The following is a 25196-nucleotide window of genomic DNA, read 5'->3' on the forward strand; positions in this document are numbered from 1 at the left end:
TTCGCAAACCTAAATTTTAGCCTTGCATCATATAGATACGTTTACGCTCGCTTGAACTTCCGATATTTAGGGCTTTTCGATATTTAGTAACGGTTCGTCTAACCATACTCACGCTAAATTCCGACTGGATAAGCTCTAAAATTTTAAGATCACTTAAAGGCTTTTTAGGGTTTTCATTTTTAACTAAATTTGCAACGAAATTTTTAAGAGTAGCGTTTGAAACCTCCTCATCAACTGCAGCTGAAAAGAAGCTTTTTATCGGCACAGTGCCGCGCGAGCAGACAAGGTATTTGTTTGAGATAGCTCGAGATATGGTCGAAGGATTGCGCCCTAGATCATCTGCGATATCCTTTAAGCGCATAGGCTTGATATCGCCACCAAAAAAATAATCATACTGATACTCAACTATCATGAGCGCGATCTTTCTAAGCGTTGCTTTGCGCATATCAAGAGCATCAACAAGATCTTTTGCCTCTTTAATTCGCGTGCTTACAAACTCATTTTTATCGTCAAGACCTTCAGTGTCAAGCAAAATTTCAGGATAAAACTCATCATTTATAGCTATCTCTATGCCGCCACTTGTCGTGTTTATAAAGATATCTGGTATCTTGGCGAGCGAATCGCTTAGATACTCGATCGCGGGTGGATTTTTAAATTTACGCACGATGGAGATAGCCTCATCATACCGCTTCATTTTTTTTAAATTTTGCGTCAAATTCTGCAAATTTTCAAAATTCTCTATGATAAATTTAACCGCACTTTCAAGCTCGTCATCAAGCTCAAATTCATTAAGCTGAAACAAAAAACTCTCTTTATAATCATACGCCCCTACACCACACGGCTCAAGATAGGCAAATCTGCTCCTAACGCGCTCCACTTCACTCCTGTCAAATCCTGCAAAAATTTCATCATTCCACTCAAAATATCCCTCGTCGCTAAGGCACTCTACTATCTTTTTTGCGATATCTTGAGATTTTTTCGTAGGGAAAAGAGGTTTATCTATTTGAGATATTAGCTTATCATACAAACTCTCTTTAAAAATAGTATAAGTTTCAATACTGTCACTAACTGAATTTTTAGAAATTTCAGTAAAGTAGTTCTTTTTTGAATGACTTTGATTTTTATGTTCTATGGTTACAAAAGGATTATCTGCGACAAATGGCTCCAGAGTCTCTTTTAACTCTTCAATGCTTGAGCTTAATATCGGAAGCCAGCTTCTAAGAGTGGCAGATAACTTACCTTTTAGGGCAAGCGACTCTGTTTGACGCAACATATCATAAACTTATTCTAAAAGCCTAAATTCTTCGCCAAGGTAATGGGTTTTAACGAGTTTATCGTTAGCCACCTCTTTGGCATTTCCAAAAGCTAATAAAGAACCATCTTTTATAACATACGCTCTATCGCAAATCGCCAAAGTTTCACGCACATTATGATCGGTTATTAATACGCCTATTCCCAAATTTTTAAGATCTCTTACTATATTTTGAATATCAAAGACGGCTATAGGATCAACTCCAGCGAAAGGCTCGTCAAGAAGTAAAAATTTAGGCGTTATCATCAGGCTTCTTGCTATCTCACAGCGCCTTCTCTCACCTCCGCTTAGACTCACTCCCTTTCTTAGACGAATCGGCTCAATATTTAGCAGATTTAACATTTCATTGACTTTTTTTTCTATAATATCACTGTCTTTGTATAAAATTTCAGCCCCGAGAAGTAAATTCTCCTCTACGCTTAAATCTTTAAATATACTAGATTCTTGTGGTAGATATCCTATGCCCATCTGTGCTCGTTTATGAAGCGGAACATTTGTAATATCGACATCATCAAGCAGTATATTTCCGCTACTTGGAGTAATTAATCCACAAATCATATAAAAAGTTGTCGTCTTGCCGGCCCCATTTGGACCAAGCAGACCCACAACTTCTCCGCTTTTTACCTCAAGAGAGATTCCTTTAATTATATTTGATTTTTTAATAGTTTTTTTTAGCTCTTTTATCTCAAGTTTATGCACCGAAAACCTCGTATTTGCGCCCTCTTTCATGAGGTGTAATTAAAATTTTAACATAAGCGATATTAAATTTTTTAAGCATATCCTCAAGCTCATCATCACCCCACTCTACTAAGTGTAACCCATCTTCAAAGAAATTCTCAAATAGTCCGTTTTTTAAAATTCCTTCAAATCCATTTTGAAAAATATCATAGTGAAATACGTTATTTTCATATCCTTGCATAACAGAAAAAGTAGGAGAAGTGACATCAGAATCTATACCGCGAGCCTTAGCGATAGCTTTTACTAAAGTAGTTTTTCCAATAGCCAAATCACCCCTTAAGATTACAACTCCCTCTTTTGGAAGAATTTTGGCAAGCTCATCAAGCTCATTTAAATTCAGAATAAATTCTCTCTTCATAGCTGTTTTACATACTCGCTTTGGGCTGATTTTGGGATACTTTTTGTAACAGGGATGGCTAAAACCTCGTAGCTTACTTCTTTGGCTAGAAATTTGATCGTGATCTTGTCACCTATCTTAATCTCCTTGGCAGGCTTTGCTACGACTCCGTTTATGCTTACTACGCCACTTTTACACATATCTTCACTGACCGCACGGCGCTTTGTAATATTTACTGTGTTTAAAAATTTATCTATTCTCATGTTAATAATTCTATCCAAAAATCTCTTAAACATAAAAGTAGACACACTTATTTATCGTAGTATTTCAAAAGATCTTGCAAATTTAGCGGTATTACGCTACCGTGAGTTTGATTTTCGTAAATTTTAAATCTATATAAAATATTGCTATTTCTTAAAATTTCAGCTAAATCGCTAGCCTTTATTAAGCCTTCTTTGTCGGTTTTTCCGGCTCTTTTTTCAAACTCTCCTACACTTAAATTTACAAATTTAGCCTTTATTTTATCTTTAAATTTACCATTTAAAACAGATTCTTTTAAAATAAGCGAATCTCCCCACCATAAAGATGGAGAGGCTATAAAGAAATCATCAAATAACGCTTCATTTTTAAGCATGACAAATAGAGTAAAAAGTCCGCCAAAAGAGTGACCATAAAGTGTCTTGCGGCTCTGTCTCACATCAAATTTAAACTCTATAAAAGGCATTAAAATATCTTTTATAAATTTATAAAAAGCATCAGCTCCTCCACCTTTCGCAAATTCATTACCAAGAGCCTTTGGAGTATAATCTCTCGTGCGCCTTTTGGCGTCATAGGCTAAATTTGTATCATAACCTATAGCTATTATAAGGGGCGGCTCTTTGGTTGGCCTATATAAATTTAAAATCATAGGAAACTGTGCATTGGCATCAAGCATAAAAATAAGGTTTTTAAAGCTCTTTTTATCTTTTGGAATAGCTTGAAATATCCTGTAAATTTCACCGTTACCGGCTTTTAAATTTGAAATTTCAATATCGAAATGATCATATACGAAGCCCTGTATAGGCTTTATATTTTGATTTGGCGCACCGGCTAAAAAAGCAAATCCAAACATAATATATAAAAAGACTTTAACTACCATTTTGAATTAATCTTAAACAAAAATCTTCTTCCCTCTTCGGGATACCAGTAGTAATTGCCATCATCAGCCAAGCCCTCATCGTATCTAACATTGTCAAATATATTGTAGGTGGTAAAACTTAAAGATAGATTATCATTTACACTCCAATTCACACCAATATCTGTAGTAAACAGCTTTTTATTATTCTCGCTTACCTTATTTCCTGGTCCAAATTTTACGCTAGTTAGCTCACTTTCGTAATTTGCCCCTATAAATGCCGATATATTATTAATAGGCTCATAAGCTATCATTATATTGGCCTTATGCTCCGGAGTTGCCGTTAAAGACTTACCATCCAATCTGGAAAGCGTTGTTTGATCAAAGCTAACATCACCCTTAGGTGTGCTTATAACAGGATTGCCGGTTTTTATCTTAGAGTTGTTGTATGTGTATGACGCGCTTAAATTTAGATTTTGAGTTATATCGTAATCACCGCCAAGCTCAATACCCCAAACACCAGCTCCGTCTATATTAAAATAGGTTCCCCATCCGGGACATTTTACATGGGGTGCTCCTGTGCAGCCACTATATGCGGGGATTTTATTTAGATTACTTCCGTCGGTATCTAAAATTTTATTTTTAAACTCGTTTTTAAACAGTGTTAAGTTAGCACGAAAATCGCTACCATTATCGTAATATGCAGCGATCTCATAGGTAGTGCTCTTTTCAGGCTCCAAATATTTATTTCCAAAGTCAACTATTCTCCATCCACCCTGAATAGTTCCTACTTCAGGTGAAATTTGATTTATGTCAGGGCTTTTATATCCCGTTGCCACTCCGACTTTTATAGTCCAGCTATCGTTGATATTATAAACTGCATAAATTCTAGGAGAGAAATGACTGCCAAAATACTGGTTATGAGTCCATCTACCACCAAATGTCATATACAAGGTGTCTCTTAAAATCTCCCACTCATCCTCCAAAAATAAAGCATGCTCTTTCATCGAGTACTCTGCTGGAGTTTTAAGACCGGATTTTAATGCGTTTGACACTATAAAGGTAGTCTTGACCGCCTGCTTGCTAAAATCATATCCGAGAGTTAGAGTATGAGAGTCTAAAAATGTACTGAATTTAGAGTTAAAGTTATTATTTTTTACAGTAGCGGGAGATAGGCTGTCAAACAGGCTTGTTCTTTGCGTATGATCATAGGTATAACTTATATCCGCATTTATAATATCAAAATCTCCAAGATAGCCTACTGCGTAGCTATATCTGTCGTAGTCATACTTATTTATAAGCTTATTTGTCTTCAAGGTCGCCGTTTTACCTACTGTTCTTGAATAGTCATGCATATCCTTTGAACCTAGCAGATAAAATTTATTATGCTCGTCAGGAGCTATCCAAATTTTAGCACTTAAACTCTTTTTATCACTCTGCTGATATCCGCCTTTATACTCATCCTCATCTCTTAGTTTTTTATATCCCCAAAGTTGAATAGCCAATTTATCATCTAAGATAGGTGAATTTAAATAAAAGTCCATCTGCTTATGATCACCTATTCCATTATGATTTTGCAACAGATATGAAAATCCTACAGATCCGCTAAATTTATTAATACTCTTTTTCGTTATTATATTTATAACCCCACCTACAGCATCGCTTCCATATAACGAACTCATAGGCCCCCTTATAATCTCTACGCGCTCTATCGCATCGACAGGAGGAATAAAATTAGAGTTCATATCTCCCGCCCCTCCTTTTGGATTTGCGGCGCTAGAACTTACTCTTTTCCCATCTATTAGTATTAATGTTTGAGAGCTCTGCATGCCTCTTATTGAAATTCCACTAGCAGGACCGTCTTCTCCGCCTACCACACTAACCCCCGGAACCTTATTTGCAATATTATGCAAAGATTTAAAAACTCCTTGAGACAATTTTTTATTATCAATCACAGAGACACTTGCCGGAGCCTCTTTTATATCTTGCTCAAATCCTCCGGCAGTTACTACTACTTGATCAAGCTGAATTAATTCCGCTCCAAGCAAATAAGAAGAACTAGCAATGCAAGCAAAAGCTGCTGCGGTCTTTTTAATTTTAAGCATACAAACCTCCATTTTAGAATATATTCCAGTGAGAAAATAGTAACTAATTTGTAATAAATTTAATATTAATTATCATTATATTACGGAGCGGTTGATAGTTTTTATTTACTCAAATATTTAGTAAAAATTAATTAAATTTAGCTAAAATTACAAATCTAATTTTCAAAGGATTTTATGATGAAAAAAGATGTTAAAAAGGTTGTTTTGGCATACTCAGGCGGTCTTGACACAAGCATTATTTTAAAATGGCTTCAAGATGAGTACAAATGCGAAGTTATAACTTTTACCGCCGATATCGGTCAAGGCGAAGAGCTTGAGCCGGCAAGAGTTAAAGCGCTAGAGCTTGGTATAAAACCTGAAAATATCTTTATAGAAGATCTTAAAGAGGAATTTGTGCGAGATTTTGTATTTCCGATGTTTAGAGCAAACGCCGTTTATGAGGGCGAATACCTACTTGGCACATCGATAGCTCGTCCGCTGATAGCAAAACGCCAAGCCGAGATCGCAAGAACGGTAGGAGCTGACGGAGTAAGCCACGGCGCGACAGGCAAAGGAAACGATCAAGTTAGATTTGAGCTTGGATACTATGCACTTGGAGATAACTTAACCATAATCGCTCCTTGGCGCGAGTGGAATCTAAACAGCCGCGAAAAACTGCTTGCATACGCAGAAAAAAACGGCATAAAGATAGAGAAAAAACCTGGCAAAAGCCCATACTCAATGGACGCAAATTTACTTCATATAAGCTATGAGGGCTTAGTGCTTGAAAACCCTGCGCATGCTCCTGAAGATGATATGTGGAGATGGAGCGTAAGCCCAAAAGATGCGCCTGATGAAAGCGAGATCATAGAGATAGGATACGAAAAAGGCGATCCCGTAAGCATTAACGGCAAAAAGCTAAGTCCTGCTGAAATTTTAGCCGAGTTAAACCGTCTTGGTGCAAAACACGGCATAGGAAGACTTGATATCGTGGAAAATCGCTCCGTAGGCATGAAATCTCGCGGCTGCTACGAAACTCCAGGCGGAACGATCATGCTAAAAGCCCACCGCGCCATAGAGAGTATAACGCTTGACAGAGGAGCTGCTCACCTTAAAGACGAACTCATGCCAAAATACGCAGAGCTCATTTATAACGGCTACTGGTGGTCTCCTGAGCGAGTTATGCTGCAAGCGCTGATTGACAAAAGCCAAGAGAATGTAAACGGAACGGTTAGAGTCGAGCTATATAAAGGAAACGTGATCATCCTAGGCAGAGACAGCAAAAACGATAATCTCTTTAGCGAAGCGTTTTGCACATTTGAAGAAGATAGTGTCTATGATCAAAAAGACGCAGACGGCTTTATCAAGCTAAATGCGTTAAGATTTATCATAGGGCGCAAAAACGGGCGCAAATTTAACTAAAATTTAAATCAAATAAGGATAAGATAATGAAAGTATTACTGATAAAAGACGTAAAATCTCTTGGCAAAGCAGGAGAGATAAAAGAGGTAAAAGACGGCTACGGAAACAACTTCTTAATCGGCAGAGGCTTAGCAAAAGCGGCAACTCCTGATGTACTCCGCCAATATGAAGCGGCTCAAAAAAGAAAGGTCGAAGAGCTAAAATACGAGCTTGCAAATTTAGAAACTCTAAAAGAGCAACTCGAAAACATAAAGCTAGTTATCAAAAAACCTCTTGGCGCTAACGGCTCTCTGTTTGGAGCTGTTACAAAAGACGAGATCGCTCACGCCCTTGAAGAAAAGCACAATCTAGCCATAGACAAAAAGAGCTTTGATACCGACGGACATATCAAATCAACAGGAATTTTTGACGTAGATGTGAAGCTAGGACACGGAATTCACGCCAAACTTAATCTAGAAGTCGAGGGCGAATAGTGTTTCATGCAACAACTATACTAGCCTACAAAGGCAAAAATAAATCCGTAATCGGCGGAGACGGACAAGTAAGCTTTGGCAACACGGTTCTTAAAGCAAATGCCGTTAAAATTCGCAAAATTCATAACGGCAAGGTTCTAGCGGGCTTTGCAGGAAGCACTGCCGATGCGTTTAATCTATTTGATATGTTTGAAAATAATTTAGAACATGCCAAGGGTGATCTGCTAAAAGCCGTGATAGAATTTAGTAAAGAGTGGCGCAAAGATAAGTATCTGCGCAAGCTTGAAGCTATGATGCTAGTACTAAATCGCGATAAAATTTTTCTGCTAAGTGGCACAGGCGATGTGGTTGAGCCTGAAGACGGAAAGATAGCTGCTATCGGAAGTGGAGGAAATTTCGCACTTTGCGCAGCAAGAGCCCTTGATAAATTTGCACAAATTGACGAAGAAGAGCTTGTAAAAGAGAGCTTAAAAATAGCAGGAGAAGTCTGCATATACACAAATACAAATATAAAAACTTATATTTTAGAAGAGAATAAAGAATGAATTTAACCCCAAAAGAGATAGTGAAATTTTTAGATGATTATGTAATCGGTCAAAAAGACGCTAAAAAAATCATAGCAATTGCACTTAGAAACAGATATCGCAGAATGAAGCTTGAAAAATCGATGCAAGATGATATAGTGCCTAAAAATATACTTATGATAGGCTCAACAGGCGTTGGAAAAACAGAGATCGCGCGCCGCCTTTCAAAGATGATGGGGCTGCCTTTCATAAAAGTAGAAGCTAGCAAATATACTGAAGTTGGCTTTGTTGGACGAGATGTGGAGTCAATGGTAAGAGATCTGGTTGCAGCTGCGATAAATCTTGTAAAAACCGAATTTAGAGAGAAAAACCAAGATAAAATCGATGAGTACGTAGAGGATAAAATAATCAAAAAGCTTCTTCCGCCACTTCCAACCGGAGCAAGCGAAGAAAAAAAGGCTGACTATAAAAGAAGCTATGAGAAGATGGCGACAAGACTTAAAAACGGCGATCTTGATGATCTAAATATCGAGATAGAAATCACCCAAAGCAGCTTTGATGCGGGCTCAAATATGCCTCCTGATATGGCTCAAATGCAAGAGAGTTTTGTAAAAATAATAGGACTAAGCAACAAAACCGTAAAAAAAGAGATGAAAGTAAAAGACGCTAAAGAGGCTCTTAAAAACGAAGCCAGCGATAAAATTTTAGATATGGAAAGCATCAAGGCTGAAGCTTTAAGAAGAGCTGAAAATGAAGGCATCATCTTTATCGACGAGATCGATAAGGTTGCTGTTAGCTCCGGAAATTCAAGCAGGCAAGATCCTAGCAAGGAAGGCGTGCAAAGGGATTTGCTACCGATAGTAGAAGGCTCAACTGTAACTACAAAATTTGGCGTTATAAAGACAGATCATATACTTTTTATCGCAGCTGGTGCGTTTCATATAAGCAAACCAAGCGATCTGATACCTGAGCTCCAAGGAAGATTTCCTCTTAGGGTAGAACTAAGCAGTCTTGACGAGAATGCGCTGTATCAAATTTTAACTCAGCCTAAACATTCGCTTTTAAAACAATATGAAGCGCTTTTAAAAACCGAAAATGTCGAGCTTAAATTTCAAGATGAAGCTATAAGAGCCATAGCCAAAATAGCCCAAAATGCAAATGAGAAGATGGAAGATATCGGCGCAAGAAGACTTCACACGGTAATCGAGCGAGTTATAGAAGATATAAGCTTTGAGGCTAGCGAAAATAGCGGAAAAACTATAGAGATTGATAAAGCGCTTGTGGAAGATAGGCTTGGAGATATAATAAAAGATCAAGATCTAGCAAGATACATACTATGAAATCAGGCTTTGTAAGCATAATCGGCAGAACAAACGCGGGCAAAAGCTCACTACTAAACTGCCTGCTCAATGAAAAAATCACAATCGTTTCACACAAACAAAACGCGACAAGGCGCAAGATAAGCGGTATCGTGATGAACGGTGAAGATCAGATAATCTTTACCGACACACCAGGACTTCACGAGAGTGATAAAACGCTAAACAAACTAATGATAAACGAAGCTATAAAATCAATGAGCGATTGTGACGTGATTGTATTTTTAGCCTCGGTTCATGACTCAACGCAGGAGTATGAGAAATTTTTAAACCTAAAGCCGGCTGTGCCTCATATCTTGGTCTTAACAAAAGTTGATGAAGTTGCAAATGATAAAATTTTAGAAAAAATATCTACGTACTCTAAATTTCAAGATAAATTCGTAGCTTTGCTGCCTTTCAGTATAAAAAAACAGACTTATAAAAAGCCTCTGCTTGATGAAATTTGCAAGCTTTTGCCCGAGCATGATTACTTTTACGATCCGGAGTTTTTAACACCCACCAACGAAAAGGAAATTTATAAAGAATTTATACTTGAAGCGATATATGATAATTTAAGTGATGAGCTGCCATACTCTACCGATGTGGTCATAGATAAAGTGAAAGAAAAAAGTGAAATTATAGAAATTTTTGCCTCAATAATAACCGATAAAGAGATACATAAATCAATGATTATTGGAAAAAATGGCGAAACAATCAAAAGAATTGGTATAAATTCACGAAAAATGATATCAAAATTAACAGATAAAAAAATATTTTTAAAACTTATAGTAATTGTTAAAAAAGACTGGCACAAGGATGGAAAAATCATAAACAAAATAAATAACTATTGATTTTTAATTTGTTTTTTATTAAAATGGTAAACGTTATTTTATATTTTAAAGCGATTGCAATATGCCAAACAAAAACAAAAATAAGAAAAGTGGGAGTGGTATAGTATCTATAGATGCATATACCCAAAATTCATATATATTTTTAAACAACGAATTCTCAGAATGTAATATAGAAAAAGTAAATAAAAATAGTTTTTTTATATCTTACTTAAAATATAAAGACTTAATGATAGGCTCGGTAGAGATACCTGGCGGAAGTGAAGATGCAGATATTCCGGATCTCATCACCATTAAAGCTTATGAGGAATTTGATTTAGATACGTCTAAAGAGTATAAAATAACATACAATGAACTTGAACACGCGGGTTCTGAAAATAGAATTTTTAACCTTTTTGTAATAGAAAATGCAATAATAAATCAAATATTTTCTCCTGTAGCGAGAAAAGTATCCTATATAGACTATATCGTAGCTGCACCGCTTATGTTTGCAGCCTCTTACAAAAAAAATCTTTTATCATCCCAAAGCATAGATGCATTTGTAGTTATGCAAAACGATGACGCTTTTATATCTGTATATAAAAACGGGGATTATTTACAATCCAGACCATTAAGATACTCAATAAAAACAATTAATGATAAATTTTCTGCATTGCGTGAAAATAGAGTTGATGAGCTAGAATTTGAGAAAATTTTAAAAGACACCGAAGATGATATAGATAAAGAATTTTTATTTCAAATTTTTGATGAAATTTCATACTATATCAATGATGTTTTAAATAGCATAAGCAGAATTTATGGCATAAAAATTCAAAATTTATTTATATTAAGCGATATCGATATAGCTAAATTTTACAATTCTTTAGAAAGTAAAATAAGCATACCTGTAAATACTTTTGATCTAAAAATATCCATAAACACAAAAGAGGTTCAAGTAGGTGGATTTCATGCGCTTATGTCTGTCTTTGCACAAGACTATAAAGATATAAATGATGATAATTTTAATTTTTCTCTATTTTTGAGACCACCACCGCTATTTAAAAGAAATAGTGGAAAGCTAATGCTGTATATAGCATCAGGTTTTTTATTGGCTTTTTTATACCCATCATATCAGTATATATACGGTTTTATAACAGAACAAAACACAAATATGCTGACAGATGAATACAATATAGCTCATGCGGAAAGAGTAAGAATAGAGTCTACTCTGACAAGACTAGCCAATGAATATCAAAATACAAAAAAAGTTTTTGATGAAGAGAATGAAAAGATAGATTTTAGAAAGGGTTTACTAACCGAAATTTATGATAAAAAAGCAAACTATCCTATGAAAAGCATAGTTCTTTATGAGCTTACAAAACTTATTAGCGAAAAAGATATAAAAGTTGGAAAAGTTGTTAATACGGATAAAAATATGACTATTATGTTACTTAGTCAAAATGAAAAACAACTTACCGAATTTATAGAAAATGTAAGCAAACAGGTAAAATACTCTATAACAACGCAAGAGATTATTTTTGACCCAAATAAGCAAAATCCGATGTACGAAAGCAATGTCACAGTAAAGATCAAATAATGAAAAAAGATAGTATTTTAGTAAAAATAGACACTTATTTTGATAGCAAAAAGGATAGCGAAGTATCTATGATGCTTCTTGGAACTCTTGTTATAATAGCATTTTTAACATATCTACTTACTTGGGATCCCGCCCAGCAGTATTATGAAACAACATTAAATCAAAATGAAGAAATATCTAGAAAATTAGACGATACAAACAACTACTTAGCCTCTGTTACCGTAAACGGAGATGTAAATTTTAAAATAAAAGAGCAACAAAATAAGCTAAATTCTTTAAGCAAAGAACTTGATACAGCTAAATTTACAAATCAATATTTTGATAATAAACTACAAGAATTATCATATCTTCTTTTCAATGAACAAAACTGGGCTAAATTTTTAGACAGTTTAGCATTTTTAGCCAATAAAAATAGTGTTAAAATAACAAAAATTTCAAACGAGTTTAAAAACCCTACTCCAAAAAAAATCGAACAAGTATTAGATATAAAAATAGACCTTGAAGGAAGCTTTAAAGATATTGTAGGCTATATAAATTCTATTGAGGAATCCGATTTAGTTGTAGATGTAAATTATATGGATATTAATTCTACTAAAAAAGAACTAATAGGAACTGTTGGTATCTATGTATGGGGGATGAAATATTAATGAAATTTTATAAAATAATACTACTCGCTTCTATATCTTGTTTGACAACTCTTGCAAACAACTCAACTCAAGAGCGGCAAAATATAGTACAAACACAAGAAAAAATTCAAAATGTTATTGCTCAAGAAAATGAGCTTAAAAACTCTGATATTAAAGAGTATGACAAGATGTTTGAATCTATAAATACACCCAGAAAAGGTCTAAATGAAACTAATATAAACAAGCTACAAGATCCTTTTTTAATACAAAAATACTCAAAAAAAACCATATCGGATGATAATGCAAGCTCTAGTGAGGTTCTTGGTCTGCATGCTATATTTAATGATAGAGCAAAAATTAATAATAAATGGTATAAGGTCGGCGAAAAAGTAGGAGATTATACACTTAAAAAAATAAAGGCATCAAGTGTGATGCTAGTAAATAAAGATCAAAATTTAGAACTAAATATTACAAAAGGAAGAAATAATGTTGGTATTAAGATTAAATAAATTTATAGCCATGATAGCTTTAATTCTTTTTTCAACATATCCGGCTTTGGCTAAGGATAGTTGCGATAAAAGAATTTTTAACTTAAAAATAAGCGAACAGGTATCCATACAAGAAATCTTAACGCAACTTTCTGATATATGCCATTTTAGCGTTATCACAAAAGACCAATTCGCCAAAAATGCAATAAACGAAGAGATATCGGGAATCAACATAAAAGATATGACTCTTAATGAAATTTTCAATATATTATTACATGAAAAAAATATATACCATACCTTTGATAAAGGAATATTAAGAATTTCTGCACTGCAAACAAAAACATTTAAAATTGATTATATAACATCTATTAGAGAGGGTGCTGCTATTACTAAAGCATCTGTAGATTCTGCGCCTATTGAAGTAGGAAATGATCAGGATGACGGCGATGTTTCAGATATTACAAAAGGTGGTGGAAAGCTAGATAACGTAATCAGAAGTATTGAAAGATTCGATTTTTGGGAAAAACTTGATTCTGAAATCAAAGCCATATTAAATAACACTACAGAGAGTATTGTAGCTCCGGATCCTATAATAAATGCTAACGCGGGACTTGTTACAGTTACAGGAACCGCTGCTCAAATAAAAAGAGTATCAGAATATATTGATGATCTTCAAAAAAGATTAAAAAAACAAGTGCTTATAGATGTATCTATAATATCCGTTGATCTATCTAATAGTTATACAAAGGGAGTTGATTGGAGCAAATTTAATATAGGTTTTAAGACGGGTCTTTTTAATAGATTTATACCTATAAGCATGGAAGAAACGATAGAAAAAGACTCCAGCGGCAATCCTATTGTAGTGCCAAAATTTAAATATGGAACAACTCCTGGAAATACAATACATTGGTCAAGCAGAAATAGAGATCAGGGAAATTTAAGAGGGGGATTGTCTCAAAATCTAAATCTAATACCCGGATTTACTTTCAATCTGGATGGGGTAATCAACTTCCTTGAAGTAAATGGAAAGACAAAGATAGTATCAAGTCCAAAGATAGCTACTCTTAATAATCAACAAGCACTTATTTCTGTAGGAGACAATATAAACTACAGAGTTCAGGAGGAGAGTACAAACAATAATGCACTTAGCGGAAAGACAACCGTAACCTACAAACAATACTCAGTATTTATAGGAATTTTATTAAATTTACTCCCAGAGGTTTCTGATGATAATAAAATCATGTTAAGAATCAATCCTTCATTAAGTAGCTTTAAATACAATGAAGATGATACAAGACAGACGACAACCATACGAGAGATAGCCCCAGATACTATCCAAAAGAAACTTTCAACTGTAGTACATGTAAATAGTGGTGATACAATAGTTCTTGGTGGGCTAATAGCTCAGACCAAAGGCAAAGAAAATACTAAAGTACCTTTTTTAGGAGATATTCCAGTTGTTGGACATGCATTCAAAAGTACAAAAGATCAACTTCGAACAACAGAACTTGTGTTTATTATAACTCCTAGAATCATAGATATATCATCCCCTACTCCGGTAAAACAAACTCTTAAGGATTTAGGATTTTCAAGGTCAACCTATGAGCAGCAATAGATATACTATAATAAAAAACCTATTTGCCGAAGATAGCAATGAAAACGAATATATACATCTAGATAAATCTGTCGCGGCATACAAAAAGATTATGAATCTCATAGAAAAACCTGTAAAACTTGTAGTGTTTTATGGAAAACCCGGCGGTGGAAAAACTTTTTTGTTAAAAAAGATAGTAAAAGACTTAAAAGATCGTGATGACATAATATTTTTTTCTTATCCTTTTTTTAATGAGTCTGAATTTATGAGCTCTCTTTATGAAGCAATTTTTAAAGAGGAATTAAAAGATAAAATAGAAACATATGAGCAATTTGTTAAAATTTGCAATACAAAATTTGACCAAAACAACAAAAAAGTGTTTACAGTGTTTTTAGATGAAGCTCAACTCTATCCTGAAATTTTAATAGAAAAAATCAGACTCCTTTCAGATAGTGGATTTTTTAGATTTATATTTACTGTTCGCAAAACGGATAATGGAGATATATTGACAAAGGACTATTTTCAGGCTAGAATTTGGGAGAGTATAGATATAGGTTCTATTGATATTAATGATATGAGAGTTTATTTGGAAAGTAAATTACAGGCTAAAAAATTTGATTATCAATTTTTAAAATTTACAGACGAGCAATTTGAATTAATAAGTCGATTAATCAAAGGTAGCCTAACAATGCTTAATAAGTTGATGTTTAACTTTTTTGAGCTCTATGAATATTTTGAAGAAAATCAACCAACCGTTATTAGTACTGATACTATGAATACTAAAATTTTAGAGATGTCTGCCATCAGATCGGAGCTTATAAATGCTTGAAGTACAAGAGATATTAGAACTTGAAAGAAAATGGAGAGTTTATGATAAACAAAGAAAAAGTAGCAAAGGCAATAGAGATAAAAAATATCAAACCTATATGCTTGTAGCACTACTTGCCGCATCTGTAACTACCGCCTCGCTTGTATTTTTTTATTTTGAAGATATGTCTATAAATATTGCAAAAAATAGCTCTTCGACATACGAGATAAAAAATACCACAATAAATCAAACAAAGCCATCAGAAGTTATAATAAAAGATACTCTACCTGCCACAGACAACAATACATTAAATGTTGGCAGCAAAACAGATAATGAGTCTACCGTAGAGACCAATGATATTAATGACATACAACAATCCTTGGCAAAAAATGATCTTGATCAAACAACTCAGGAGTTAAAAGCTACTGATCAAGACACAATAGAAATGGCATCAGGCGAAATGACTGGAATAAGAAAACAGGTTATACTTAGCGCACCTACAGAAGAGACCATAAATTTAAATGCAGAAAACGTTAGTCTTAAGAATGATAACTCTATAGATAGCCAAAAGGTATTTAAATTTGAGATACAATCATCGAATTTAGATATATCTGTAGATGAGTTAAAAACAAAATTTGATAAGTCAAACAGCTCTGATTTAGCTGTGCTTATAGCTAAAAAATACTATGATATAGAGGATTATAAAAATAGTGAAAAATGGGCTCTAATAGCAAATGAGCTAAATAGCGAAAATGAAGAGAGTTGGGTAATTTTTGCGAAGTCCAAGTATAATTTAGGGCAAAAATATGATGCAGTTAAGGTACTTAGAATTTACAACGACAAAGCAAACTCAAAAGAGATTGAAGATTTAATAAAACATATTGAAAGTAACGCTATATAAAATTTGTATTTTACCGTTAATCAAGTTTAATAATTTTTTATAAATTTGATTATATATTAAGGAGTATTAGCATAGTGTATAAAACTTAATATATTAAATTAGAATTCATTTTTATAGCAAGTCAAAAAGGAGAATAAAGTGGCAGATATGATTTATGATTTATTTTTATCTACTGCCTTGAAAAACAATATAATATCTGAGCAGCAAAAACAGGATATAGAGAAACTATTAAGCGAAAAAGTAAATTTTGAACAAGCTATAAAAGATATATCTGCAGATATATCAGAACAAAAGATTATGAATATATTGGCAGAGTTATATAGAACTCAAAGAATAAAATTATCCAATATAGTTGAGAAATTTATTATAGACTTGCCTGAGTTTTTGAAATTTACTGCAAAAAAATTTGATCTTGACTATATCGATCTTGACACTATAGACATAGATTATAGACTATCAGAAAAAGTATCACTGCTTCAACTTAAAAAGCATGAAGCACTTCCGGTAAAAGAGGATGAAATAAGAGTTTATGTAGCTTTTAAGAACCCTTTTGATATCGAGGCTCAAGACAAACTACAAAATATATTCAGTAGAAAGCTTCTAAAAGTAGTGGTATCAGATCCGTCCCAAATAGATAAACATCTAAGTAAAATCGAGCTTAGCGAAAGTGTTAAAGGGATAATTGCAGATATTAGGAAAGAACTTTCAAGTACTGTGACTGCAGGAAATGAGGAGAGTTCTGGTATATTAAAACTTATTGAAATTATTTTAAAAACATCGATTTTAGGTAGGGCTAGTGACATACATATAGAGCCTACCGAAAATAACTGTATAGTTAGAAGCAGAATTGATGGCATGCTTACGGAGACATTTATTTTTGATAAAGACATATTCCCGCCAATGGTCTCTCGTATGAAGTTACTTTCAAATATGGATATTGCCGAGAGAAGAAAGCCTCAAGATGGTCGTTTTTCTGCTCAAGTAGCAGGCAAAGAGTATGATTTTCGTATCTCTACCTTGCCTATTTTAAATGGTGAGAGTATAGTTTTACGTATTCTTGATAAATCGAAGGTTCTTATTAGTCTTGAAAATTTAGGAATGCATCCTGAAAGTTTTGCTAAATTTAATAAGGCAATGAAGGCTCCATATGGTATTATATTGGTTACCGGACCTACTGGCTCAGGCAAAACCACAACTTTATATGCTGCATTAAACGATATAAAAAGCATTGAAACAAAAATCATTACAGTCGAGGATCCTGTAGAGTATCAACTAAATATGATACAGCAGGTTCACGTAAATGAAAAGGTTGGTCTGACGTTTGCTTCGGCTCTTAGATCTATATTAAGACAAGACCCGGATGTTATAATGATAGGAGAGATTAGAGATCAAGAGACGCTTCGTATAGCTATACAAGCGGCACTTACGGGTCACTTGGTTTTTTCTACTCTACACACAAACGATGCAATCAGTGCTGTAACTAGAATTGTGGATATGGGTATTGAATCTTATTTAATTAGTGGATCATTAGTGGCTATAGAGGCTCAAAGACTTGTTAGAAAACTATGCCCTTACTGTAAACAAAAAACCGCTCTTCCTTTAAAGATGCAAGAGCAGTTTGAAAGCTATCTACCGCAAGATTATCAATTTTATAAGCATGTAGGTTGTGAAAAATGCTCACAAACAGGATATATGGGACGTGAAATGATAAGTGAAATTCTACCTATTAGCGATACTATAGCTAGCATGATAGCAAACGGAACCACAAAAGAAGAGATAAAAAAAGTAGCTTACGAAGAGGGCTTTATAGACATGTTTAAAGATGGGGTTATAAGGGCTGCAAAAGGCATAACTACAATAGATGAAATTTTAAGGGTTGCTAAAGTATGAAATATTTTGAAGTCGAATATATGTCAAAGGGCCGTCGTCAAAAGATGGTACTTAAAGCAAACAACCAAAATGAAGCAAAAAATGCTGCCAAGCTTAAAAACGCAGGCGCTATAGTAAAAATTGGCGAGACAAAAACAATACCTCTTGAAGAGCAATTTCAAGATATTATTTCTAAGATTCAAAATTTCTTCCAAGGCACTAAGGTCAAAGTACCAAATTTAGTAGCGGCCATAAGACAGCTAAGTGTTATGACAAATGCCGGAATTTCGATTCATGATAGTATTAAAGAAGTAGCAAATGCCACAGATGATAAAAAACTAAAATTTATATTCTCTACTCTTAATGATGATCTAAATCAGGGACAAAGCTTAACTGATTCTATCTCAAAATTCAGATCAGAGCTTGGAGATGTTGTTGTGGCCATGGTAAAACTTGGAGAAAATACTGGAAATATGGCGGAATCGCTTGCTAAGTTAGCTGAAATTTTACAAGAAGTTTGGGATAATCAACAAAAATTTAAAAAAGCAATCAGATATCCTATTATTGTAGTATGCGCTATAGCGATAGCTTTTTTAATATTGATGATATATGTTGTTCCTAAATTTAAAGAGATCTTTGAGCAGCTTGGTGCAAATTTACCGCTTCCTACCAGAATACTGCTTGGAATTGAAAGTGCATTAAGCAATTATGGTCTATATATTCTAATAGGCTTTATAGCTACTATATATGCGATAAAGTATATGTACAGAAAAAGTGATGATTTTAGATCAGGCTTTGATAAATATATGCTCAAAGTTTACTTGATAGGAAAAATTATCTTTTTTTCGACTATGAATAGATTCAATCTAATATTTACAGAACTTGTAAGAGCCGGGATTCCTATAGCGGAAGCTCTTGATACGGCAACTCTTACAGTTTCAAATCAAGAGATTAACAAAAAAGTCTCTACGGTAAAAATAGGGGTTCAAAGAGGAGTTCCGCTCACGGAAGCTTTTAGAGACACCGAGCTGTATGAAAATATGCTTATACAGATGATAAGCGCGGGAGAGCAAAGTGGAAATATTGATGGAATGATGGAAAAGGTAACCGATTATTATAAAGTAAAATTTAACGATATTGTTGATAACATTTCAGCATACATAGAGCCTATTTTAATTGGTTTTATAGCTGTCATGGTAGTATTTTTAGCACTTGGTATATTTATGCCTATGTGGGATCTGGCTAGTGCCGTAAAAAATTAAACTAAAAAGAAGGAAAAATGAGTTACACATCAAATGGTTCAAAAGAGCGACAAGTAAGTAGTGATGCTTTTTTGGTCTCAAAGACGGATACAAAAGGAAAAATAACATATTGTAATATGCCTTTTGCAGATATTGTTGGCGCTAAAAGTTCAGAACTTATAGGCAAACCGCATAATATAGTAAGACATCCTGATATGCCAAGAATTATTTTTAAATTTTTATGGGAATACATTAAAAACAAACAAGAAATTTTTGCATATGTCAAAAACAGAAGTTTTGACGGATCTTATTATTGGGTTTTTGCAAATGTTACCGCATCAATCGATGAAAAAGGCAACATCATAGGATATTACTCCGTACGCAGAAAACCAAATCCTAAAGCACTTGAAATAATAATACCTTTATATCAAAGGCTTTTAGATGCAGAAAAAAGTGGTGGAATAGATGCTTCAGGAAAACTGTTGACGCAAATTTTACAAGAAAAAAATACAAGCTATGATGAGCTAATGAATAACTTACAAAGACTATAAAAGGAAAAATTATGTTTTTTGGCAAAAAAGTAAACTATGATGAAATTTTAAGCGTTATCTCACAAGCTAGAAACGGTATTTTAGAACCTAGAATTTTGGATATAGATCCAAATGAACCTATAGGTCAAATTGCGCTTGGGATCAATGATCTTCTAGATCAAATAGAAGCTTTGCAAAGAGAGATGGGCACATGCGTAAAATCAGCAGAAAATGGAATAGCCTATAGAAATATATTTGTAGAGGGTTTTAGAGGACTTTTTAAAAGCAATGCAGAGTCTATGAGTGAAGGCGTTGAGGGTATTAAAGCCGGACAAAAAGGTAAAACAAGAGGAGTTTTATCAGAGAAATTTAGCGAGCTTGGCAATGGAAATAGTGGCATTGTTGATGTTCAAAATGATCTTGATCAAAGTATCAAAAACTTAACAGAGATAGCTACTATGGCTCAAGAGACATCGAACAGGGCTAGCGAAAGCATAGTAGCGGTAAATGAGCTCAGCTCAAATATGAGCGATTTGGAAAGCTTGATAACCGATTCAAGCGAAGCTATAAGAAACCTTACAAACAGAACTGATGAAATTTCATCAGTTGTAAATCTAATTAAAGATATAGCAGAGCAAACCAACCTTCTAGCCTTAAATGCAGCTATAGAAGCGGCACGTGCGGGAGAACACGGACGAGGATTTGCCGTAGTAGCAGATGAGGTGAGAAAACTAGCTGAAAATACACAAAAAGCAACAAGTGAAATAGGAATAAATATCCAAACACTTCAACAACAGACAAACGAACTAAACGATAACTCAAATAAAATAACACAGATAGCCCAAGTAGCAAATGTAAGTGTTGCAAATTTCAGAGAGGCTATTAATGTATTTAGCCAAGGCGCTACAAAAACCGCTAAAATTTCAAAATATGTAGAGAATAAGACAGTTGGAATTATAGGAAAAATAACCCAGGTAACATATCAACAAACTGCATACAATAACGTCATAAACGAAAGAGGAAATGATGAGGATATGCAAAAACAATCTGAACATATGAGAAAATGGTATGAAAATGATTGCAAAAATTACTTTAGCAACTCAAAAAGCTATGACAAGATAAAACTTCCTGCAGATGAGATGAGTAGCTTGATTCACAAAAATTTACAAGAGTCAGAAAATGGCTACTCGATGAAAGATATTTCAAAATTTGTAGATAGATTTACAAAACTAAAAGAGCTTAGCAGTAATACATTTAAGATCATTGATGCTATGGTTGAAGAGAGTATTTCAAACGATAAAAAATAATTTAATTACAAAAGAGATTTAATTAATCTCTTTTGTAAATTTATACATTTAAGAAAGAAGTTTTTTAGCACACTTACTTATACTTTTTCCATCGCTTCTAGCGCCGATTTTTTCTTTTGCTATTTTCATTACTGCACCTATATTGGCTCCGCTTCCAAGCTCAGCTATTATCGCTTCTATCTCGGCTCTTAGCTCATCCTCGCTTAGATGTTTTGGCATGTATTCGCAGATAATCTTTATCTCGTTTTCTTCATTTTGCACCAAATCATCCCGGCCGCCTTTTTTATACTGCTCGACAGAGTCAATTCTACGTTTAATCTGAGTTTGGAGTATTGCAAGTACTTTTTCATCGCTCATTTCAACTCTCTCATCAACCTCAACCTGTTTTATTGCAGAGTTTATAAGTCTTAATGTATCACGCTTGAAGTTGTCTTTTTCTTTCATAGCAGTCTTAATATCTTCTAAAATTCGCTCTCTAATAGTCATGGTATTATCCTTTAAAATTTGATTTTAGATTATAACAATTGTAAATTTAAAGCAAAATTTAATATAATCGTCTTAAAAAGGACAAAAAATGCTTCTTGGTGTAAATATTGATCATATAGCTGTTTTAAGAGAGGCACGCAAAGTAAATGATCCTGATGTTCTACTAGCTAGCTTTGAAGCCTATTTAGCGGGTGCCGATCAAATCACAATTCATCTGAGGGAAGATCGTCGTCATATAAATGAAATGGATGTAAAAAATATCATTGCCAACTCCAAAATTCCTGTAAATTTAGAGTGTTCTGTTGACCCTGAGATAATAAATTTAGTTTTAAAATTAAAACCTTCAAGAGCTACGTTGGTGCCAGAAAAGCGTGAGGAGCTAACTACCGAAGGTGGATTAAATTTAGAAATATCTAATTTAGATCAAGTTATAAAAAAACTCCAAGAAAACGAGATAGAGGTATCTCTGTTTATAGATCCTATTGAAGAGAGCGTTCAGCTGGCACACGAGCTAAAAGCCGATTGGATAGAGCTTCATACGGGTGCGTATGCGAACACTTATCTGATGCTAAACTCGAATCTAGCCAATACAAACTACTCTATTAAAGATTTGCAAAAAAGCAAAATAGAGCTAAAAGAACTTCTAAATTTAGAGCTTGATAAGCTAAAAGAATCCGCTAAATTTGGAGATTATCTTGGTCTTAAGGTAGCTGCCGGACATGGATTGAATTATCAAAACGTAAAAGATATAGCATCTATTCCGGAAATTAAAGAGCTAAATATCGGACAAAGTATAATTGCCAGAAGTGTTTTTGTAGGACTTAAACAAGCCATAAAAGAGATGATAGAGTGCGTAAAATAGCAATTAGCTTAGGTGATATTAATGGCATAGGACCAGAAATTGCGCTAAAAACTCATGAGGAAATTTCTAAATTTATGGTGCCAATCTACTGTATAAACAAAGATTTGTTAAGTAGTGTCGCTAAAAAGCTAAATCTTAGTATTCCAAGTGATATGAAATTTTATGAATGCGGAGAGTGTTTTGATATAAAGCCTGGCAAAATCAGCAAAAAGAGCGGTAAATTTTCGTTTGACTCTTTTAAAAATGCTATTAAATTAGCCAAAAAAGGTAAAGCGGATGCGATAACAACTCTACCAATCAATAAAGAGGCGTGGAGTAAAGCCAAAGTGCCTTTTGTAGGTCACACGGATTATCTAAGGCATAAATTTAAAAAAGATGCGATAATGATGCTTGGATGCAATGAACTTTTTGTGGCGCTTTTTACCGATCACATACCCCTTGGCAAGGTATCAAAAGAGATAAAATCAAAAAAATTTTATAAATTTCTCATATCACTTCAAAAATGCACAAAATTTGAAAAAATAGGAGTTTTAGGATTTAATCCTCATGCAAGCGATAACGGAGTACTTGGCGGTAAAGAAGAAAATGAAATAAAAATAGCCATAGAAAAAGCTAACATATATTTTAAAAAAGATATTTTTATAGGCCCTCTTGTTCCAGATGCAGCCTTTAATCCAAGCTCTCTTAAAAATTTAAACAGACTAGTAGCTATCTATCACGATCAAGGACTAACCCCTCTTAAAGCGCTTTACTTTGATAAAAGCATAAACGTAAGCCTAAATTTACCCATTATCCGCACAAGCGTCGATCATGGAACCGCATTTAATATCGCATACAAGGGCATTGCTGATACTTCAAGCTATATAGAGGCAATTAAATTTGCAGTAAAACTATGCGAGAGTTAAAATCATATTTTATGTGCAAATGTCTTAAATTTTGGCTATTTTAAAAAATTATAGATATAATTATTATACTTTGACTTATTGTGGAGGTCACCTTGTCGCGCGATAATCTGTTCGCATTTATTGTATTTTCAATAGCTACTATAGGATTTTTTATCTGGGGGTACGAATACATCCCGTCTCACCACTTCTTACTATTTTTAATAGCCAGTATATTTGGTATATTTATGGCGTTTAATATCGGCGGCAACGACGTTGCAAACTCATTTGGAACAAGCGTCGGGGCAAAAACAGTTACGATCAAACAAGCTCTTATAATAGCTGCCGTATTTGAGCTAAGTGGAGCTATTTTCGCCGGAGGAGAGGTTACAAAGACAATTAGAGAGGGTATTATACGCTTTCCTGAGACTGGAATTGACCCGATGCTCTTTGTGCTTATTATGATGTCAGCACTTTTAAGCTCTGGATTATGGCTATTTGTTGCCTCTAAAAAAGGACTTCCTATATCCACTACTCACTCTATAGTAGGAGGTATTGTAGGTGCTGGACTTACTATGGGTTTTATGACTATGGATGGAAAAGATGCTCTAGGAATGGTATCTTGGCAGGGTATTGGAAGGATAGCTATCAGCTGGGTTATCTCTCCACTCCTTGGAGGAATTTTATCCTACTCGATATATAGCTACATAAAAACAAGGATTATAAATCCGACTAGAATTTCCACAATTGAGCTTAAAAAGCTTAAAAAAGAGAGAAAGAGCTTTAAAGAGCAGTATCTAAGAGATCTAAAAACAAAGCCTGTAGAAGAGCAGATAAGAATACTAAGCAAAATAGCAATAATAGACGAAGAGAATATAGACGCTGAAAAAAGCGAATACAAGATGGCTATAAAATCTATGAAAGAGCGCGAAAAAACAATAGATACCTTTAGAGCTATGAGAAAGCATATCCCTATCGTAGCAGCAGTAGGAGCGATTATAATATCTGCGATGATGCTATTTAAGGGGCTTAAACATCTAAATTTTGATGTAGGACTCATAGGAACCATCTGGATCATATGTGTTATAGGTATAGTAACATACCTTGCAACCTTGGCAATGATAAATGTAATGAGTAAAAGCGATGCCGAAAAAAGCACAAATAGAATTTTCTCTTGGTTTCAAATTTTTACAGCCTCATCATTTGCCTTTTCCCATGGAGCAAACGATATAGCAAATGCTGTCGGACCTTTTGCAGCTATTTTAGACGTATTAAAAACCGGAAGCATAAACGCTACTGCACCTATTCCAAATATAGCCATGATAACGTTTGGTATCGCACTCGTTGTAGGACTCTGGTTTTTAGGCAAAGAAGTTATCATGACCATAGGATCTAAACTTGCAGAGATACTGCCAACCACTGGTTTTAGCGCCGAGCTTGGAGCTAGCGCTGTGATACTATTTGCTACAAAGCTTGGTATTCCTGTCTCCTCAACACATATTCTAATAGGAGCTGTTCTTGGAATAGGAGTCTTTAATAAGGATGCAAACTGGGCTATGGTCAAGCCTATCGTGCTTGCTTGGGTTATAACTCTACCGATAGCGGGCGGATCGGCGGCGATAATTTATATGGTGCTTAAAAGCCTGCTTGGGCTATAAAATTTCATTTTGATACTATAAATTTGAGGCGAAATAAGCCTCAAATTTTACTTCTTGTATTTTCTAAAGAATATATAGTTATTATATTAAGTTTAAATTTCATCAAGCAACCTTGAAAGTTTTGCACCATAAACTATATTAATTATTTTTGAAAATATCTTT

24 protein-coding genes and 1 pseudogene are annotated in these 25196 nt (G+C 34.2%); 18 read left to right on the forward strand and 7 right to left on the reverse strand.

Annotation, left to right across the window (positions count from 1 at the left end):
* Positions 1-16: 16 nt before the first annotated feature.
* Genes CDOM16189_RS05180 through CDOM16189_RS05205 form a run of 6 tightly spaced genes read right to left on the reverse strand, consistent with a single transcriptional unit; the run spans position 17 to position 5606 of the window.
* Complete coding sequence (locus CDOM16189_RS05180) at positions 17-1273, reverse strand: RNA polymerase factor sigma-54 (protein ID WP_169974552.1); 1257 nt, start codon at positions 1271-1273, stop codon at positions 17-19.
* Between the two features lie 9 nt (positions 1274-1282).
* Positions 1283-2011 carry an LPS export ABC transporter ATP-binding protein gene (lptB, locus tag CDOM16189_RS05185; protein WP_169974550.1) on the reverse strand — a complete coding sequence of 243 codons (729 nt, stop codon included), beginning with the start codon at positions 2009-2011 and terminating at the stop codon, positions 1283-1285.
* Positions 2004-2408 carry a tRNA (adenosine(37)-N6)-threonylcarbamoyltransferase complex ATPase subunit type 1 TsaE gene (tsaE, locus tag CDOM16189_RS05190; protein ID WP_169974548.1) on the reverse strand — a complete coding sequence of 135 codons (405 nt, stop codon included), beginning with the start codon at positions 2406-2408 and terminating at the stop codon, positions 2004-2006. The genes lptB and tsaE overlap by 8 nt, the downstream gene beginning before the upstream one ends.
* Complete coding sequence (locus tag CDOM16189_RS05195) at positions 2405-2650, reverse strand: RNA-binding S4 domain-containing protein (protein WP_169974819.1); 246 nt, start codon at positions 2648-2650, stop codon at positions 2405-2407. The genes tsaE and CDOM16189_RS05195 overlap by 4 nt, the downstream gene beginning before the upstream one ends.
* A gap of 47 nt (positions 2651-2697) precedes the next feature.
* Positions 2698-3498, reverse strand: a complete 801-nt coding sequence (locus tag CDOM16189_RS05200) for an alpha/beta hydrolase (RefSeq protein WP_169974546.1) — start codon at positions 3496-3498, stop codon at positions 2698-2700.
* Between the two features lie 20 nt (positions 3499-3518).
* Positions 3519-5606 (reverse strand): TonB-dependent receptor domain-containing protein, encoded by a 2088-nt coding sequence (locus CDOM16189_RS05205; RefSeq protein ID WP_169974544.1) that lies wholly within the window; start codon positions 5604-5606, stop codon positions 3519-3521.
* Between the two features lie 177 nt (positions 5607-5783).
* Between CDOM16189_RS05205 and CDOM16189_RS05210 the strand changes: the two genes are divergently transcribed.
* From CDOM16189_RS05210 to CDOM16189_RS10065, 15 genes and pseudogenes are all read left to right on the forward strand, one after another.
* Complete coding sequence (locus tag CDOM16189_RS05210; protein ID WP_170000793.1) at positions 5784-7007, forward strand: argininosuccinate synthase; 1224 nt, start codon at positions 5784-5786, stop codon at positions 7005-7007.
* A 26-nt stretch (positions 7008-7033) separates the two neighbouring features.
* Positions 7034-7480, forward strand: a complete 447-nt coding sequence (rplI, locus tag CDOM16189_RS05215; protein ID WP_170000794.1) for a 50S ribosomal protein L9 — start codon at positions 7034-7036, stop codon at positions 7478-7480.
* Complete coding sequence (hslV, locus tag CDOM16189_RS05220) at positions 7480-8025, forward strand: ATP-dependent protease subunit HslV (RefSeq protein WP_170000795.1); 546 nt, start codon at positions 7480-7482, stop codon at positions 8023-8025. The genes rplI and hslV overlap by 1 nt, the downstream gene beginning before the upstream one ends.
* The gene (gene hslU / locus CDOM16189_RS05225) at positions 8022-9344 is read left to right on the forward strand and encodes an ATP-dependent protease ATPase subunit HslU (RefSeq protein WP_170000796.1); all 1323 of its coding nucleotides are present in this window, start codon (positions 8022-8024) and stop codon (positions 9342-9344) included. The genes hslV and hslU overlap by 4 nt, the downstream gene beginning before the upstream one ends.
* A complete protein-coding gene (era, locus tag CDOM16189_RS05230; RefSeq protein ID WP_170000797.1) occupies positions 9341-10210 on the forward strand; it encodes a GTPase Era in 870 nt (289 codons plus the stop codon). The genes hslU and era overlap by 4 nt, the downstream gene beginning before the upstream one ends.
* Before the next feature lie 61 nt (positions 10211-10271).
* Complete coding sequence (locus CDOM16189_RS05235) at positions 10272-11783, forward strand: hypothetical protein (RefSeq protein WP_170000798.1); 1512 nt, start codon at positions 10272-10274, stop codon at positions 11781-11783.
* On the forward strand, positions 11783-12430 hold the full coding sequence (locus CDOM16189_RS05240) for a type 4a pilus biogenesis protein PilO (protein WP_169974530.1): 648 nt from the start codon (positions 11783-11785) through the stop codon (positions 12428-12430). The genes CDOM16189_RS05235 and CDOM16189_RS05240 overlap by 1 nt, the downstream gene beginning before the upstream one ends.
* Positions 12430-12918: a hypothetical protein gene (locus tag CDOM16189_RS05245; RefSeq protein ID WP_169974528.1), complete on the forward strand. Its 489-nt coding sequence runs from the start codon at positions 12430-12432 to the stop codon at positions 12916-12918. The genes CDOM16189_RS05240 and CDOM16189_RS05245 overlap by 1 nt, the downstream gene beginning before the upstream one ends.
* Complete coding sequence (gene mshL / locus CDOM16189_RS05250; RefSeq protein ID WP_169974526.1) at positions 12896-14512, forward strand: pilus (MSHA type) biogenesis protein MshL; 1617 nt, start codon at positions 12896-12898, stop codon at positions 14510-14512. The genes CDOM16189_RS05245 and mshL overlap by 23 nt, the downstream gene beginning before the upstream one ends.
* A complete protein-coding gene (locus tag CDOM16189_RS05255; protein WP_169974524.1) occupies positions 14499-15320 on the forward strand; it encodes an ATP-binding protein in 822 nt (273 codons plus the stop codon). Before mshL ends, CDOM16189_RS05255 begins: the two co-directional genes overlap by 14 nt.
* Positions 15313-16200, forward strand: a complete 888-nt coding sequence (locus CDOM16189_RS05260; protein WP_169974522.1) for a transformation system protein — start codon at positions 15313-15315, stop codon at positions 16198-16200. The genes CDOM16189_RS05255 and CDOM16189_RS05260 overlap by 8 nt, the downstream gene beginning before the upstream one ends.
* A gap of 147 nt (positions 16201-16347) precedes the next feature.
* Complete coding sequence (locus CDOM16189_RS05265) at positions 16348-18090, forward strand: GspE/PulE family protein (RefSeq protein ID WP_170000805.1); 1743 nt, start codon at positions 16348-16350, stop codon at positions 18088-18090.
* Positions 18087-19331: a type II secretion system F family protein gene (locus tag CDOM16189_RS05270; protein ID WP_170000799.1), complete on the forward strand. Its 1245-nt coding sequence runs from the start codon at positions 18087-18089 to the stop codon at positions 19329-19331. Before CDOM16189_RS05265 ends, CDOM16189_RS05270 begins: the two co-directional genes overlap by 4 nt.
* 17 nt (positions 19332-19348) lie before the next feature.
* On the forward strand, positions 19349-19861 hold the full coding sequence (locus tag CDOM16189_RS05275; protein WP_170000800.1) for a PAS domain-containing protein: 513 nt from the start codon (positions 19349-19351) through the stop codon (positions 19859-19861).
* Between the two features lie 575 nt (positions 19862-20436).
* Positions 20437-21147, forward strand: a pseudogene (locus CDOM16189_RS10065) (methyl-accepting chemotaxis protein); the annotation flags it as partial.
* Positions 21148-21195: 48 nt separating this feature from the next.
* On the opposite strand, the gene CDOM16189_RS05285 reads toward CDOM16189_RS10065, so the two are convergent.
* Entirely contained in the window at positions 21196-21633 is a 438-nt protein-coding gene (locus tag CDOM16189_RS05285) for a GatB/YqeY domain-containing protein (RefSeq protein ID WP_169974514.1), read from the reverse strand.
* An 88-nt stretch (positions 21634-21721) separates the two neighbouring features.
* Here CDOM16189_RS05285 and CDOM16189_RS05290 point away from each other — a divergent pair, with 88 nt between their 5' ends.
* From CDOM16189_RS05290 to CDOM16189_RS05300, 3 genes are all read left to right on the forward strand, one after another.
* On the forward strand, positions 21722-22495 hold the full coding sequence (locus CDOM16189_RS05290) for a pyridoxine 5'-phosphate synthase (protein WP_169974512.1): 774 nt from the start codon (positions 21722-21724) through the stop codon (positions 22493-22495).
* Positions 22483-23400, forward strand: coding sequence for a 4-hydroxythreonine-4-phosphate dehydrogenase (gene pdxA, locus CDOM16189_RS05295; RefSeq protein ID WP_169974510.1), 918 nt, complete (start codon positions 22483-22485; stop codon positions 23398-23400). Before CDOM16189_RS05290 ends, pdxA begins: the two co-directional genes overlap by 13 nt.
* Positions 23401-23492: 92 nt before the next feature.
* A complete protein-coding gene (locus tag CDOM16189_RS05300; protein ID WP_169974508.1) occupies positions 23493-25034 on the forward strand; it encodes an inorganic phosphate transporter in 1542 nt (513 codons plus the stop codon).
* The last annotated feature ends 162 nt before the right edge of the window (positions 25035-25196 follow it).

This window comes from Campylobacter sp. RM16189 (assembly GCF_012978815.1).
Taxonomy (GTDB): Bacteria; Campylobacterota; Campylobacteria; order Campylobacterales; family Campylobacteraceae; genus Campylobacter_A.